Genomic DNA, 14,037 nt, shown 5'->3' with positions numbered 1-14,037 from the left:
TCTCCAACTGTACTTCTTGAAACTTAAACCAGATCGCGTTAGCCTCCTGGGCATAAGCTTGAGAGTTCAAGTAAGCAAGGGAGTGACCGCCATGAACGCCGCAGCCGCCGCACCGGAGCGCATGCCCGCCCTCTACCTCTCGCACGGCGCCCCGCCGCTCGCCGACGACCCCCTGTGGCCCGGCGAGCTCGCCGCCTGGTCGGCGGAGCTGCCGCGCCCGAAGGCGATCCTGATGGTCTCCGCGCACTGGGAGGAGGCGCCGCTCGCACTGGGCGCGACGGACGGCGGCGTCCCGCTGGTGTACGACTTCTGGGGTTTCCCCGAGCACTACTACCGGGTGCGGTACGCGGCCCCCGGCGCACCCGGCCTGGCCGATTCCGTACGGAAGCTGCTGCGCGGCGCGGGCACGCCCGTGCAGGACATCCCGGACCGCGGGCTCGACCACGGGGCGTACGTCCCGCTCGTCGAGATGTTCCCGGCCGCCGACATCCCCGTCCTGCAGATCTCCATGCCGACGCTCGACCCGCAGAAGCTGATGGACATCGGCCGCAAGCTCGCGCCGCTGCGCGACGAGGGCGTGCTGATCGTCGGCAGCGGATTCTTCACCCACAACCTGGCGGCCCTGCGGCACGCCGGGGGAGGGGTCCCCGAGTGGTCCGCAGAGTTCGACGCCTGGGGGCGCGAGGCGCTGGACGCCGGCGATGTCGACGCGCTGCTCGACTTCGAGCACAAGGCCCCCGCGGGCAGGCTGGCCCATCCGCGCACCGAGCACTTCGCGCCGCTGTTCGTGACGCTGGGGGCCGCGGAGGCGTCGGGCGAGCTGGCGAGCCGGCGCGATGTCATCGACGGCTTCTGGATGGGCCTTGCGAAGCGGTCCGTGCAGTTCGGCTGAACAGACCTGGCTGAACGGGCCTAAAGGAGCGGCGGGTTGAGCTCGATCGACAGCAGCGCCGCGTCCAGCGAGGCCCGGTCGCCCACGTCGAGCGCGGTGTCGGTGAACTTGATGGTGTGGTCGTCGCCGTGGAGCGCGGCCCGCTCGAAGAGCTCGGCGCCGGTCAGTCGCGTGGTGCTGTACGGGGCGGGATCGGCCGTGGCGTAGGCCGCGGTCACCGCGGCGCTCGCCGCCCAGGCCGCTTCGAGACTCGGCGTCCACAGGGCGCGGGGGAGCGCGGGCAGCGTGCGCAGGACCGCGTTGGGTGCCGTCGCGGCGTGCACCAGCATGACGGGCGATGCATGCCCGTGGGTGGCGTACCGGTGGACGGAAGCCCTGACCAGCTCGGCCAGTTGGGCCTGCGGATCGCCTTCGGGGTCCGGCCAGGCGGGGAACGCCGTCATCCGGGACAGCCGGTCCCGGATCCCGCCCTCCTGCAGTACGAGGGGTACGGCGTCCAGGGCGGCCGCGGCGCTGTCCGTGCCGGGCAGTGCGGTGAGCGGGGGCAGCGGCTGATGGCGGGCCGCCCAGTAGCCCAGGCCGTGCGCGAGCTCGGCGAGACGGGGCCCGGCGGCGCCTCCGTCGTCGTCAAGGAGCGTCCGCACCGCGTGGCCCACCCGGATCACCGGGTGCGTGGCGCCCGCCGCGATGCCGGGCAGCAGCCGCGGCCACCACTCGGCGAGCACCTCGCGCCAGGGCCGCTCCTCGATCGCGTGCCCGAAGTACTCCGTCCAGTCCGTGATCCGGCGTGGATCGCCCAGTGCCTGCGGCCAGTTGACGGCGGTGACGGGCTCGACGGGGGAGGGCGTCTCATCCAGCCGGGTGCTGTAGCGGTCGAGCCAGCGATGGACGGTGGCCGCCTGGCCTCCCCGTACCAGCGCCTCCACGGCCATCGGACCGTGATTGCTCAGCCAGCCCTTGATCTCGGGCCCGGTGGTGTGGAGCCTTTCCAGTGCTTCGTCCAGCGTTCCTGTGGTGTCCATGGGCCGACCCTAGGATCGGCCCGGGACGGACGGAACGGGCTGGAGGCGTAGGTCTTCGGGCCTAGAGGAGCCCGGAGCGGCCTAGAGCTTCTTCTCGAACCAGGCGACGTCGTGGTACGCGCCGAACTTCCGCCCGACCTCCGCGTAGACACCGGCCGGCTCGAAGCCGAAGCGGGTGTGGAGGCGGACGGAGGCCTCGTTGGGCATGGTGATCCCGGCGTACGCGCGGTGCACGTCCTCGTCGGCGAGCGCCTCGAAGAGGGCCTTGTAGAGGAGTGTGCCGATGCCGCGGCCCGCGGCATCGGGCGCGCAGTAGACGGTGGCCTCGACCGAGGTCGCGTAGGCGGCCTTCGGGCGGAAGGCGCTGCTCGTCGCGTACCCGAGGATCCGGCCGGTCCCGCCGTCCTGACTGTCCTGAGCAACCAGGAGGCGGTGCGGGCCGTCTTCAGGGTGGGAGACCAGCCACGGGCGGCGTTGCTCGGGCGTGAAGGGTTCCGTGTCAAATGTGATCGCGGTCTCACGGATGAAGTGGTTGTAAAGGTCCGTGAGGGCGTCGAGATCAGCCTCCACGCCCGGCCTGACCTGCACTTCTTTACGTATCGTCATTGCTTGCTCCCGTAGGTGACCGGACAGGGTACTGCATGATCACGAAAATCAATGCGTGTGCGGGGAATTCTGTCCGGATTCCAGTCGTTGTGTTCTAAGAGTTACCGCCAACAGATGCAGGGCACCCGGGAGGGTGTCCGGCACCTCAAAAGCCACTCACCGCGACCCACTCACGTTACTCACGTTAGGGAGCACGCATGGCAACCCGTGCCGTCGCCCGTCGTACCGACCGGGCAAGCAGCGTTCGCGCCGTAGGCGGGGAGATCGCCGACCGCGACCTGGTCGGCATGTACCTCGACGAAATCGCCCGTACGCCGCTGCTCGACGCCGCCAAGGAGGTCGAGCTCTCGCAGGATATCGAGGCGGGCGTGTATGCCCAGCAGATCCTCGACGGCGCCGTCGAGAGTGACGGCGCAGGCGCCAAGCGCGAAGAGCTCGAGGCGCTGGTCGCCGCGGGCGAGTACGCCAAGGACGTCTTCATCCGCTCCAACCTCCGCCTTGTCGTCGCCGTCGCCCGCCGCTATCCGCGTGCGGGACTTCCGCTGCTCGACCTGATCCAGGAGGGGAACGCGGGCCTGGTGCGAGCGGTCGAGAAGTTCGACTACGCCAAGGGCTTCAAGTTCTCCACGTACGCGACCTGGTGGATCCGCCAGGCCATCACGCGCTCGATAGCGGACCAGTCGCGGACCATCCGGCTCCCTGTCCACCTGGTGGAGGAGCTGGGCCGGATCCGCCGTGTCCAGCGCGAGTTCAACCGTGAGCACGGGCGCGACCCGGAGCACGCGGAGATCGCCGCCGAGCTGGACACCAAGACCAGCCGGGTCAGCGACGTGCTGGACTGGGCGCGCGACCCGGTCTCGCTGAACATGCCGGTGGACGACGCGGGCGAGACCCAGTTCGGGGACCTCCTGGAGGACACCTCGGCCATCTCGCCCGAGCAGTCGGTGATGACGCTCCTGCGCAGCGAGGAGCTCGACGACCTGATCGGCAAGCTCGACCACCGCACCGCTTCGATCATCAAGATGCGGTACGGCATCGTCGACGGCCGTGAGCGCACGCTGACCGAGGTCGGCAAGGAGCACGGTCTGACGCGCGAGCGGATCCGCCAGATCGAGAAGCACGCCCTGCTCGAACTGAAGAAGATGGCGCGCGACACGGGCTTCGACGCGGCGGCGTGACACCGCCCCCACCGAAGCCTGCTGAGACCGGGGCCCCTGACGCACTCCCCCCAGCGTCGGGGGCCCCTGCCGTCAGACGGCTCCCGCGGCGCTGGTCGCCCTGGCCAGGCGGGAGCCCAGTTCGGCCAGGTAGTCCACCAGCTGCGGCGGCTCGTGCACGGTGAACTCGGCGTCCACCAGCGCGAGCCGTACCGCCAGCCACTCCAGCGAGTCCGCCGCCTCCGCCCGCAGCCGGCAGCGGTTCTCGCCCAGCGGCTCGGGAGCGGCGAGCCCGCGGGGCATCCTGGCCGCCACGAAGGCGGCCGGCGCCTCGAAGGTGACGTCCAGCGCGATGGAGTCCTGGTGCCTGGAGAGCGAGTGGCGCAGATATTCGGCGGCGTTCCCGGTCGGCAGCTCTCGCGGGACGAACCGCGCGCCGGTCGCGAAGGGCTCGTCGACCCGGTCGACGCGGAAGGTCCGCCAGTCCTCGCGGTCGATGTCGTACGCGACGAGATACCAGCGCCGCCCGGTCGACACCAGGCGGTACGGCTCGACGAGCCGCTTGCTCCGCGTCCCGTCCCCCGACCGGTACCCGAACCGCAGCCGCTCCTGCCCGGTGGCGGCCCCCGCCAGCACGGTCAGCGTCTCCGGGGCGATGGTCGCGCCGTCCCCGCTGGTCAGCGGGATGGTCGCGGCCTGGAGCGTGGCAACGCGGTGGCGAAGCCGCCCCGGCAGCACCTGCTCCAGCTTGGCCAGCGCCCGTACCGACGCCTCCTCGATCCCCTCGACCGCGTGCCCGGCACCGGCCCGCAGCCCTACCGCGATGGCGACGGCCTCCTCGTCGTCCAGTACGAGCGGCGGCATGGCCTTGCCCGCGACCAGCCGGTACCCGCCCTCCGAGCCCATCGTCGCCTGCACGGGATAACCGAGATCCCGCAGCCGGTCGATGTCGCGCCGTACTGTCCGCCGGCTCACTTCGAGCCGCTCGGCGAGCACGCCGCCGGGCCATTCGCGCGGAGTCTGAAGAAGGGAGAGGAGCTGCAGCAGCCGTGCCGGAGTGTCCGTCATGGATCCCAGGATGCCGCCTCACTAGGACATGTACTGTCCTACACGACCTTTACCTTGAATGCATGACCTCAACACCAGCATCCGCACCCGCAGCGGCGGTGGCATCGGACCGCCGCAGGTGGTTCGCGCTCGCCATCGTGATGACCGCGGCCTTCATGGACCTGGTCGACGTGACGATCGTGAACATCGCGATCCCGTCGATCCAGAAGGACACCGGCGCGACCTTCAGCCAGATCCAGTGGATCACCGCGGGTTATGCCCTCGCGTTCGCCGCCGGACTGATCACCGGCGGCCGGCTCGGCGACATCTACGGCCGCAAGAAGCTCTTCCTGCTGGGCATAGCGGGATTCACGCTGGCCTCCGCACTCTGCGGTTTCGCCGCGAACCCGGAGATGCTGGTCGCCTCGCGCATCCTGCAGGGCGGTATGGCGGCGATGATGGTGCCGCAGGTCCTGTCGATCGTGCACGCGACGTTCCCCGCCGAGGAGCGCGGCAAGGTCTTCGGCCTCTTCGGTGCGATCGTCGGCCTCGGCGCGGTGACGGGCCCGCTGCTCGGCGCGCTGCTCACCGAGTGGAACATCGCAGGCCTGGAGTGGCGCCCGATCTTCCTCATCAACCTGCCGTTCGGCATCGCGGGCCTGCTGCTCGGCCGCAAGTTCATCAGCGAGTCGAAGGCCCCGAAGGCGCTGAAGCTGGACCTGATGGGCGTGGTGCTCGTCATCGTCGGCCTGCTGATGCTGCTCTACCCGCTCACGCGGGGGCGTGAGCTGGACTGGCCGCTGTGGGGTTACGCCTCGATGGTCGGCAGCATCGCGGTCTTCGCGGGCCTGGTGGCGTACGAGAAGAGGAAGGCGGCCCGCGACGGCTCCCCGCTCATCGAACTCTCCCTCTTCAAGGTGAAGAGCTTCGCTGCGGGCATCGCGGTGCAGACGACCTTCGGTATCGCGCTCGGCATCTTCTTCCTGGTCTGGACGCTGTACATGCAGATGGGTCTTGGCTGGAGCGCGCTGAAGGCGGGCACGACGGGCATCCCGTTCTCGATCGCGGTCTCGGCGGCGGCGGGCATGTCGGTGCAGCTGCTGGTCCCGCGCTTCGGCAGGAAGGTGCTCCAGGCGGGCGCGCTGCTGATGATCGCGGGACTGCTGATCTACATCTGGGAGGCGGACCGCTACGGCGCGACGATCGCCCCCTGGCAGATGGCGCTCCCGCTGGTGGTCATGGGCGCGGGCATGGGTCTGATCGTGGCCCCGCTGACGGACGCGGTGCTCTCCGAAGTCCCGAAGGGGCACTCGGGTTCGGCGTCGGGCCTGATCAACACGGTGCAGCAGATGGGCAATGCGCTGGGTCTTGGTCTGGTGTCGGTGGTCTTCTTCGGCTCCATGAGCGACAACCTGCTGCCGACGCAGATCGGTCCGGCCTTCGTCAACGCCTTCATGGATTCGCTGTGGTGGGTGGTGGCGGTGCTCGCCGTCATCTTCGTGGTGATGTTCGCGCTGCCGAAGCGGCCGAAGCTGGGCGCGGAGACGGTGGCCGACGCGGAGCCGGTGAAGGAGCCGGTGCTGTCGCACTGACCCCCGCCCTGGGGGATCCACCCCCGGACCCCCGGTCCTCAATCGCCGGACGGGCTTGATTTGCCCAGGTGGGCATTTCAAGCCCGTCCGGCGATTGACGACAACGCGGCCGAAGGCCGCGCTACCGGACCCTCAAATTCCGTAACGCATGGGGCTGTTGGGCCTTCTTGACGCTCCTGAAGTCCGTGGGCATGATGCTCGGCAGTGAGCTCGGGGAGTTCCTTTTCGCGGAATTCCGCACCGCCCTGACCGTGCGGTGTGAACAGGGGGATGTGGTGTCGACGGTTGACGTGACCATGATCATCGTGAATGCCGGGGTGGCTGCCGTATTCCTCCGGGCGGCCGCGGCGAAAGCCGCCAGTCCCGGTGTCGCCGCCTCCGCGGTGCAGGAACTCCTGGGCGGCCGGCCGCGCCCCTCGGACGCCGCCGTCAGGCTGGTCGCAGTCCTGGAGCTGGCGACCGTGGCGCTGCTGGTCGTTCCTGGCACCCGGGTCGTCGGTTACGTCATCACCGGAGTCCTCGGAGTGCTGTTCGCCGGCATGGGCACGGCAGGCAAACTCCGGGGCAGCGACCGCCCGTGCGGCTGCTTCGGCATCGCCGAGAGCAAGCCGCTCGGCACGGCCAACATCGTCAGCGGCCTGCTGTTCGTCGCCGTCGCGGTCGCCGGCCTGCTCGGTCCTGACGCCGCCGGCGCCGGCTCCACGGCCACGACGGCCGTACTCACCTCCGCCGTCTCCAGCAGCTGGCTCCTGGCCACGCACCGGACCGCCGCGCAGACGGCATACCGCACGTTCCTTCGGCGATGGGGCTCGGCCTGATGACGATCGTTCTGGCATGCGCACTGCTCCTCCTGACGGCAGCCGTCGTCGTCCTGTTCGCGATGATGGGCGAACTCGCGACCCGGACGGCCGCCGCGCCCGCCGCTGCCCCGGCCGGGGTCTCCCCGCTGGAGGAGTACCGCCTCGGCGCGGTGGTCGACGAGTGGCCCGAGTCCCTCGCGGTGCTCGGCACCGGCTCCCGCAGCGTCGTACTGGTCCTCAGCACCATCTGCGCGAGCTGCGCCAAGGTCGCCGGGCAGCTCTCCGAGGGCGCCCTCGCCGGTGTGAAGGGCTCCGTCGGTATCGCGATCTCCTGCGCCGAACAGGCCGACGGGGACGAGTTCGTCCTGCGGCACGGCCTCACGGACCTTCCGCACCACGTCGATGTGCGCGGCGCCTGGGTCGCCGGCAGCTTCTCCGTCACCCAGAGCCCCACCGCGCTCGTCTTCGACGACGGCGTCCTGACCGGCGGCCACCTCTTCACCTCCGTCGAGGAACTGCTGCGTGAGGTCGGCCTGACCGGCGGCGCCCGAGCTGTCGTCTGACGCGCTCGGACGCGCTCGGACGCGCTCCGACGCGCGAAGGCGCTCCCTGCTGTGGTCCGCGGCATCCGTCACGGATCCGAACGACGAACAGAAGGAGTACCGGCATGCGTTTTCCGCTTCTCTCGAAATCGGCCAAGTCGGACGGCTCGGACGGTCCGCAAATCCGGCTCGGCCGCCGCAGAGTCCTCGGCGGCGTAGGGGCGAGCGGCCTGATGGCCGCCGCCGGAATATTCGCCTCCGCGGCTCCCGCGGCGGCGGACAGCGACAACTGTTGCAACCTCGCCAACAAGCCCGGCAGCGCGGGCTACACGACCATGACGTACTGCCGTGCGCACCTGTCCTACCTGTGGGGCTGTGCGATGAGCGCGTATCTGCACTGCAGTTGCTGCGAGACGCCCGGCAACGCCAAGTCCGCGTTCGAGTGCCAGTACAACTGACCCGGACGGCCTGAGGGCGGTCCACGTCCCCGGCCCGGAACAGAAGGAGTCGACACCGGATGGTGACGTGGCTCGTGATCGCCGGTGTTGCGGCGGTCCTGCAAGTCTTCAGTCCTTGAGGTGAGTCCATGGCCGGGGTCGCCGGCCCGATGCTGAAGCGGAGCAGATCCCGCGGTACGAGGTTCCTCGTCGGCCTGCTGGCCGGAGAGGCCATCGCCGCCGGTCTCATGTCGCTGGCCGTGTACGTGCTGGGGGAAGGCCTCGGCCTGATCCTCGGCGCCCCGTGGCGGGAGTCCCTGACGGGGATCGCCGTCGTGGTGTTCGGCTTCGCCGACATGGCGAACCGCACGCCGCACATCTGGCGCCAGGTGCCTCAGGAGCACGTGCGGACCATGCCTCCGGGCATGCTCGGTCTGACCTGGGGCTTCGATCTGGGGCTGCTGTTCACCACCCAGAAGTCCACCTCGCTGACCTGGGGTGTGCTCGTGGCAGCGCTGCTGCTGCATCCCGCGTCGTCGTCCCTGCTGCTGGTCGGCATGGCGCTTGCGGGGGTGGCTGCCGTCTCGGTGCGCAGTGTCACCTGGTTCTCCGTTTCGCTCACCCGGTTCGGGGACCGCGTACAGCCGTGGTTCCCGTGGATGCGGCGCACGGCCGGTCTCGGCCTTGTGCTCGTGGGTGCCTACACCGTCTGGACGGCCTGGCGATGAACAGTGAATACACCAAGGCCCGGGATCCGCGAGGGCACATCGCCCTCACCCGGTTCGAGTGCCGCACGGTGCTGAACATGGTCGTCGTGCTGCTCATGCACATGCGCATCAAGAGAGAGGTCCGGCGCGTCGCCGGAGGTTTCGTCGGCGCCGCACCGGTCGTGCTGTGGAAACACCGCACGATCCTCAGCATCACGCTCTGGCGGACGCTGGAGAGCATGTACGCGATGGGTGAGGTGCAGAGCCACATCCTCGCCTCCCGCGTGCCGCACAAGCTGGGGATCCGTACCACCAGTGGCCTTTTCCCTTACGGGGGCGACTGGAAGAACGTGCTGTTCGAAGCGACGGTCACCGATGTCGACCCGCTCCATGAGCGGGAGCCCGAGCCGGCGGCCGACGCACCCGACGCAACCAGCACACCCGACGCAACCAGCACACCCGACACACCCACATCGGCCCGGAAGGGGCACACACCATGACCCGTACTCCCACCGACAGGGGGGTGGCGTTCGTCAAGGACCAGGCGGACGGCACCCATCTCGTATACGTGGCGCTCGGCGTCGCGTCCGACGGCAGCCCGCAGGAGGTCTTCGCCGTCCACCGCACGACGGCGGGCGTCAGCCTGTCGATCGACCCGGCCGTGGCGATGGTCTCCAAGGGCGGACTGCGCCACACCAGTGAGCCCGTCAGCGTCTTCGGCGAGGGCGACTCCGTGAAGGTCGTTCCCACGGCGAGAGGCCTGGGCACGCTCCTGGCCTAGCAGAAACCGGCGTACGGTCCGCGACACCGAGGTGTCGCGGACCGTACGCCGGCTCTCGACGGAGGCGGACGGGAATCGAACCCGCCGGACGGAGATACTCCGCCCCACCCGCTTTGAAGGCGGGGAGGCCCACCAGGAACCCTGACGCCTCCGCCCATTACGATAAGCCAACTTCTCCGCACCGCCAGGCACTTGACCAGCACGGTTCCGGCGCGGACATGAAGCACGAGGGCAGGGGAACCGCTTTGGACGCCACTTCCACGGCAACGGTCCGACTCACCCAGTACGCACGCGGCGGCGGCTGCGCCTGCAAGATCCCGCCGGGCGAACTGGAGGCCGTCATGGCCTCGTCGGACACCCGGGCGCCCGGGCGGCTGCCCGTGGGCGACCTGCTGGTGGGGACCGAGAACGGCGACGACGCGGCCGTGGTCACCACGGCCGGCGGCACCACCCTCGTCATGACCACCGACTTCTTCGGCCCGGTCGTCGACGACGCGTACGACTGGGGCCGCATCGCCGCGGCCAACGCGCTCTCCGACGTGTACGCGATGGGCGGGACGCCCATCATGGCCGTCAACCTCCTCGCCTGGCCGCGCGAGACCCTGCCGATGGAGCTGGCCGCCGAAGTCCTGCGCGGCGGCGCCCGCATAGCCGCCGAGGCCGGCTGCCACCTCGCGGGCGGCCACAGCATCGACGACGCAGAACCGAAGTACGGCCTCGCCGTCACCGGGCACGCGGACCCGGAGCGGCTGCTGCGCAACGACGCGGGCCGCCCCGGCGTACCGCTGTCGCTGACGAAGCCGCTCGGTCTCGGCGTGCTCAACACCCGCCACAAGGCGACCGGCGAGCGCTTCCCCGAGGCCATCGCGGCCATGACCACCCTCAACGCCGCCGCGTCGCGCGCCGCCCTCGACCAGGGCGCCGTCTGCGCCACCGACGTCACCGGATTCGGCCTCCTCGGCCACCTCTGCAAACTCGCGCGGGCGAGCGGTGTCACCGCCGTGATCGACCCGGCGGCCGTCCCCTATCTCGGGGGTGCCCGCGAGGCCGTACGGGACGGCTTCGTCAGCGGCGGCACCCGCCGCAACCTCGCCTGGGCCGGGCCGCACACCCGATTCGGTGCAGGGGTGTCCGAGAACGAGCAGCTGCTGCTCGCGGACGCCCAGACTTCCGGCGGCCTGCTGGTCGCGGGCGAGATCCCCGGCGCCCCCGTCATCGGCCATCTCGCCCCGCTCGGCGACCACTTCGTGACCGTGGGCTGACCCATGGCACCCGAACCATCCGCACCCCAGCCATCCGCACCCGTCACCCCGTACCGGCGGGTGCCGCGCACCGACACCGTCCTGGCCGACCCGCGCCTCGCCGAGGCGGCCGTGCGGCTCGGTCCCGTACTCGTCAAACAGGCGGTGCGCAGGGCCCAGGACATGGTCAGGGCCGCCGAGGTGATGCCGGAGCGGATCGGTGACGTGGCCGTCGGCCTGCTGCCCGACCACGCGACCACCCTGCGCCCCGTGCTGAACGCGACCGGGGTCGTCATCCACACCAACCTGGGCCGCGCCCCGCTCTCCGCGCAGGCGCGCGCGGCGGTGGACATCGCCGCCGGATATGTCGACTTCGAGTACGACACCGACACCGGCCGGCGCGACCGGCGCGGCCGGGGAGTGCTCGACGCCCTGCGCGCCGCCGTGCCCGACGCCGGGGACGCCCATCTCGTGAACAACGGCGCCGCCGCGCTCGTCCTGGTGGCCACGGCGCTGGCGCAGGGCAAGGAGATCGTGGTCGGCCGGGGTGAACTCATCGAGATAGGCGACGGTTTCCGGCTGCCCGACCTCCTGGTCAGCACCGGCGCGCGACTCCGCGAGGTGGGGACGACCAACAGGACCCACCTCGGCGACTACCGGGCCGCCGTGGGCCCCGACACCGCCTTCATACTCAAGATCCATCCCTCCAACTTCCGTGTCGAGGGCTTCACTTCCGAGGTGCCCGTCGCCGAACTGGCCACGCTCGGCGTGCCCGTGGTGGCCGACATCGGCTCGGGTCTGCTGCGCCCCGACCCGCTGCTGCCCGCGGAACCCGACGCCGCCACCTGGCTCCGCCAGGGTGCCGCCCTCGTCACCGCCAGTGCCGACAAACTCCTCGGCGGACCCCAGGCGGGGCTCCTCCTCGGCACCCAGGAGCTGATCGACCGGCTCCGCCGCCACCCGCTCGCCCGCGCCCTGCGCGTCGACAAGCTCACCCTCGCCGCCCTGGAGGCGACCCTGCGCGGACCCGAGCCGCCGGTGCGCAGGGCCGTGCACATCGACCCCGAGCGGCTGCGGGAACGCAGTGCGGTACTCGCCGCCGCGCTCACCGCACGGGGGCTCGACGCCGCCGTGACACCGCACGAGGGCGCCGTCGGCGGCGGCGGCGCCCCCGGGGTCGCCCTGCCGGGTTTCGCCGTACGCGTCTGCGAGGCGCTCGCCGCGCCGCTGCGCCGGGGCCGGCCCGCCGTCGTGGGCCGCACCGCCCAGGGCGCGCTGCTGCTCGATCTGCGCTGCGTGCCCGAGGAGCGGGACGGCGACGTCCTCGCGGCGACGGTCGCCGCGGCCCTGAGCGTGGGGCTCATCGCCCTCGCGGGCGGGTGACGACGCCGTGCACGTCGTGGCCACCGCGGGACACGTCGACCACGGGAAGTCGACCCTCGTACGGGCACTGACCGGCATGGAGCCGGACCGCTGGGCCGAGGAGAAGCGGCGCGGCATGACCATCGACCTCGGGTACGCGTGGACCACGCTGCCCACCGGCGAGACCGTCGCCTTCGTGGACGTGCCCGGTCACCAGCGGTTCGTCCCCAACATGCTGGCGGGTGTCGGACCCGTACCGGCCGTACTCCTGGTGGTCGCCGCCGACGAGGGCTGGAGCAGACAGACGCAGGAACACGTGGACGCCCTGCGCGCCTTCGGCGTCGGCGACGGTGTCCTCGTCATCACGCGCGCCGATCTCGGCGACGGCGACCTCGCGGTCGAGGAGGCCAGGGACCGGCTGGCGGGCACCCCGCTGTCCGGCCTGGAGGCCGTCGTCACCAGCGCACCCACCGGCGCGGGCCTGCCCGAACTCCGCCTGGCGCTCGGCAGACTGGCGGCACGGTTGCCGAAACCCGCCCCGACCCCGCGCACCCGGCTGTGGATCGACCGCGTCTTCACGGTGCGCGGCGCAGGCACGGTCGTGACGGGGACGCTGGGCGCGGGCAGTCTCGTACGGGGCGACGAACTGCTCCTCTGGTCAAGCCGCCGCCCGGTCAGGGTGAAGCAGCTGCAGAGCCTCGGCGAGAGCGTGAACCGGGCCGAGGCCGTCGCCCGCGTCGCCGTGAACCTGCGCGGGCTCGACCGCGACGAGGTCCGCAGGGGAGACGCCCTGGTCGCGCCCGGACTGTGGGCGGGCGCGCGGGAGTTCGACGCACGCGTCGACTGGCTCGCCGACTGCCGGTCGAACGAGCTGATCCTGCACGCGGGTTCGGCGGCCGTGCCCGTACGGGTGCGCAGGCTCGGCGACGGCACCGCGCGTATCAGGGCGGAGCGCGATCTGCCCCTCGACGTGGGGGAGCGGACGCTGCTGCGCGACCCGGGGCAGCGCATGATCGCCGCGGGGCTCGTCGTGCTGGACACCGATCCGCCGCCGCTCGCGCGCAGGGGCGCCGCCGCCCGGCGCCACATCGATCTCGCCGGCCGTCCCGACCGCCCCGACGCGGCCGCGGAGATCGCCAGGCGCGGTGCTGTACGCCGGGAGGCGCTGACCTCGTCCGGCCACCTGGCCCCCGGCTCGGCGGCGCCGGCGGGCAGCGAGGAGGTCGCCGGATGGATCGTCGACGCGGCGTGGTGGCGCCACGGCAGGGATCAGCTTGCGGCGGCCGTACGGGAGCAGGCCGCCGCCCATCCGCTCACCCCGGCCCTGCCGAGGGAGACCGCACTGCGTCTGACCGGCTTCCCCGGCACCGCGCTGCTCGACGCGGCGGCGGACGGGCTCGGCCTGGTGCGGGACGGATCCGGAATCCGCGAGGCGGACGTACGTCCCCAGCTGTCCGACCGGGCACAGGACGCGATCGACGCCCTCTGTGCGCGGCTGCGCGGCGATCCGTTCGCCGCACCTGGGCAGCCGGAGCTCGCGGAGCTCGGCCTCACCACCCCGCACCTGCGCGCGGCCGTCGACCGCGGGCTGCTGTTCCGCGTCGAGCAGGGCGTGTACCTGCACCCCGACGCGGTGCCTCTCGCGCTGGCCAGGCTGGCACCGCTGCCCCAGCCGTTCAGCCTCAGCACGGGCCGCCAGACGCTCGGCACGTCCCGACGGGTAGCCGTACCCTTCTTCGAACTCCTTGACCGGCTGGGGCACACCCGCTCCACGCCCGACGGCCTCAGGCACCTGGTCAAGGGCGGCGACGCGACCCTCTGACGCCCGGTGGGCGGAGTGCCCTCCCGTGC

15 protein-coding genes and 1 tRNA gene are annotated in these 14,037 nt (G+C 71.3%); 12 read left to right on the top strand and 4 right to left on the bottom strand.

Features of this window, described 5'->3' with window-relative positions; all coding sequences use genetic code 11:
* Positions 1–91: 91 nt before the first annotated feature.
* Positions 92–892, top strand: coding sequence for a dioxygenase family protein (locus tag J0695_RS10580; RefSeq protein WP_206961647.1), 801 nt, complete (start codon positions 92–94; stop codon positions 890–892).
* A gap of 20 nt (positions 893–912) precedes the next feature.
* Here the strand turns inward: J0695_RS10580 and J0695_RS10575 are convergent, their stop codons facing one another.
* Both J0695_RS10575 and J0695_RS10570 read right to left on the bottom strand, forming a co-directional pair.
* Positions 913–1,914 carry a questin oxidase family protein gene (locus J0695_RS10575; RefSeq protein WP_206961646.1) on the bottom strand — a complete coding sequence of 334 codons (1,002 nt, stop codon included), beginning with the start codon at positions 1,912–1,914 and terminating at the stop codon, positions 913–915.
* Positions 1,915–1,995: 81 nt separating this feature from the next.
* Positions 1,996–2,520 (bottom strand): GNAT family N-acetyltransferase, encoded by a 525-nt coding sequence (locus J0695_RS10570; protein ID WP_206961645.1) that lies wholly within the window; start codon positions 2,518–2,520, stop codon positions 1,996–1,998.
* Between the two features lie 197 nt (positions 2,521–2,717).
* Here J0695_RS10570 and J0695_RS10565 point away from each other — a divergent pair, with 197 nt between their 5' ends.
* Positions 2,718–3,698: a sigma-70 family RNA polymerase sigma factor gene (locus J0695_RS10565; RefSeq protein WP_206961644.1), complete on the top strand. Its 981-nt coding sequence runs from the start codon at positions 2,718–2,720 to the stop codon at positions 3,696–3,698.
* A gap of 72 nt (positions 3,699–3,770) precedes the next feature.
* On the opposite strand, the gene J0695_RS10560 is transcribed toward J0695_RS10565, so the two are convergent.
* Positions 3,771–4,745, bottom strand: coding sequence for a helix-turn-helix transcriptional regulator (locus J0695_RS10560; protein WP_206961643.1), 975 nt, complete (start codon positions 4,743–4,745; stop codon positions 3,771–3,773).
* 62 nt (positions 4,746–4,807) lie between these two features.
* Here J0695_RS10560 and J0695_RS10555 point away from each other — a divergent pair, with 62 nt between their 5' ends.
* The 7 genes from J0695_RS10555 to J0695_RS10525 all read left to right on the top strand — a co-directional run bounded on the left by J0695_RS10555 (position 4,808) and on the right by J0695_RS10525 (position 9,583).
* Entirely contained in the window at positions 4,808–6,316 is a 1,509-nt protein-coding gene (locus tag J0695_RS10555; protein WP_206961642.1) for an MFS transporter, read from the top strand.
* A gap of 167 nt (positions 6,317–6,483) precedes the next feature.
* Complete coding sequence (locus tag J0695_RS10550) at positions 6,484–7,134, top strand: MauE/DoxX family redox-associated membrane protein (protein WP_206961641.1); 651 nt, start codon at positions 6,484–6,486, stop codon at positions 7,132–7,134.
* On the top strand, positions 7,134–7,679 hold the full coding sequence (locus tag J0695_RS10545) for a hypothetical protein (RefSeq protein WP_206961640.1): 546 nt from the start codon (positions 7,134–7,136) through the stop codon (positions 7,677–7,679). Before J0695_RS10550 ends, J0695_RS10545 begins: the two co-directional genes overlap by 1 nt.
* A gap of 104 nt (positions 7,680–7,783) precedes the next feature.
* On the top strand, positions 7,784–8,116 hold the full coding sequence (locus J0695_RS10540) for a hypothetical protein (RefSeq protein ID WP_206961639.1): 333 nt from the start codon (positions 7,784–7,786) through the stop codon (positions 8,114–8,116).
* A gap of 128 nt (positions 8,117–8,244) precedes the next feature.
* Positions 8,245–8,823, top strand: coding sequence for a hypothetical protein (locus tag J0695_RS10535; protein WP_206961638.1), 579 nt, complete (start codon positions 8,245–8,247; stop codon positions 8,821–8,823).
* Positions 8,820–9,302 carry a hypothetical protein gene (locus tag J0695_RS10530; RefSeq protein ID WP_206961637.1) on the top strand — a complete coding sequence of 161 codons (483 nt, stop codon included), beginning with the start codon at positions 8,820–8,822 and terminating at the stop codon, positions 9,300–9,302. The genes J0695_RS10535 and J0695_RS10530 overlap by 4 nt, the downstream gene beginning before the upstream one ends.
* A complete protein-coding gene (locus J0695_RS10525) occupies positions 9,299–9,583 on the top strand; it encodes a hypothetical protein (RefSeq protein WP_206961636.1) in 285 nt (94 codons plus the stop codon). The genes J0695_RS10530 and J0695_RS10525 overlap by 4 nt, the downstream gene beginning before the upstream one ends.
* A gap of 59 nt (positions 9,584–9,642) precedes the next feature.
* Here the strand turns inward: J0695_RS10525 and J0695_RS10520 are convergent.
* Positions 9,643–9,735: transfer RNA gene (locus tag J0695_RS10520), tRNA-Sec, on the bottom strand.
* 93 nt (positions 9,736–9,828) lie between these two features.
* Here J0695_RS10520 and selD point away from each other — a divergent pair.
* Genes selD through selB form a run of 3 tightly spaced genes read left to right on the top strand, consistent with a single transcriptional unit; the run spans position 9,829 to position 14,008 of the window.
* Positions 9,829–10,845, top strand: coding sequence for a selenide, water dikinase SelD (gene selD, locus J0695_RS10515; protein ID WP_242552470.1), 1,017 nt, complete (start codon positions 9,829–9,831; stop codon positions 10,843–10,845).
* Between the two features lie 3 nt (positions 10,846–10,848).
* On the top strand, positions 10,849–12,207 hold the full coding sequence (gene selA / locus J0695_RS10510) for an L-seryl-tRNA(Sec) selenium transferase (RefSeq protein ID WP_206961634.1): 1,359 nt from the start codon (positions 10,849–10,851) through the stop codon (positions 12,205–12,207).
* A 7-nt stretch (positions 12,208–12,214) separates the two neighbouring features.
* On the top strand, positions 12,215–14,008 hold the full coding sequence (gene selB / locus J0695_RS45385; protein WP_206961633.1) for a selenocysteine-specific translation elongation factor: 1,794 nt from the start codon (positions 12,215–12,217) through the stop codon (positions 14,006–14,008).
* The last annotated feature ends 29 nt before the right edge of the window (positions 14,009–14,037 follow it).

This window comes from Streptomyces beijiangensis, assembly GCF_017315755.1.
Classification (GTDB): Bacteria; Actinomycetota; Actinomycetes; order Streptomycetales; family Streptomycetaceae; genus Streptomyces; species Streptomyces beijiangensis.
Note: the sequence above shows the minus strand (reverse complement) of the source record. Positions and strands in the feature narration are given on the sequence as shown.

What these genes read in the sequence shown, in the direction of transcription:
- J0695_RS10580 (WP_206961647.1), top strand. Translation starts at nt 92, where the DNA reads ATGAACGCCGCAGCCGCCGCACCGGAGCGCATGCCCGCCCTCTACCTC.
- J0695_RS10575 (WP_206961646.1), bottom strand. Translation starts at nt 1,914, where the DNA reads ATGGACACCACAGGAACGCTGGACGAAGCACTGGAAAGGCTCCACACC.
- J0695_RS10570 (WP_206961645.1), bottom strand. Translation starts at nt 2,520, where the DNA reads ATGACGATACGTAAAGAAGTGCAGGTCAGGCCGGGCGTGGAGGCTGAT.
- J0695_RS10565 (WP_206961644.1), top strand. Translation starts at nt 2,718, where the DNA reads ATGGCAACCCGTGCCGTCGCCCGTCGTACCGACCGGGCAAGCAGCGTT.
- J0695_RS10560 (WP_206961643.1), bottom strand. Translation starts at nt 4,745, where the DNA reads ATGACGGACACTCCGGCACGGCTGCTGCAGCTCCTCTCCCTTCTTCAG.
- J0695_RS10555 (WP_206961642.1), top strand. Translation starts at nt 4,808, where the DNA reads ATGACCTCAACACCAGCATCCGCACCCGCAGCGGCGGTGGCATCGGAC.
- J0695_RS10545 (WP_206961640.1), top strand. Translation starts at nt 7,134, where the DNA reads ATGACGATCGTTCTGGCATGCGCACTGCTCCTCCTGACGGCAGCCGTC.
- J0695_RS10540 (WP_206961639.1), top strand. Translation starts at nt 7,784, where the DNA reads ATGCGTTTTCCGCTTCTCTCGAAATCGGCCAAGTCGGACGGCTCGGAC.
- J0695_RS10535 (WP_206961638.1), top strand. Translation starts at nt 8,245, where the DNA reads ATGGCCGGGGTCGCCGGCCCGATGCTGAAGCGGAGCAGATCCCGCGGT.
- J0695_RS10530 (WP_206961637.1), top strand. Translation starts at nt 8,820, where the DNA reads ATGAACAGTGAATACACCAAGGCCCGGGATCCGCGAGGGCACATCGCC.
- J0695_RS10525 (WP_206961636.1), top strand. Translation starts at nt 9,299, where the DNA reads ATGACCCGTACTCCCACCGACAGGGGGGTGGCGTTCGTCAAGGACCAG.
- selA (WP_206961634.1), top strand. Translation starts at nt 10,849, where the DNA reads ATGGCACCCGAACCATCCGCACCCCAGCCATCCGCACCCGTCACCCCG.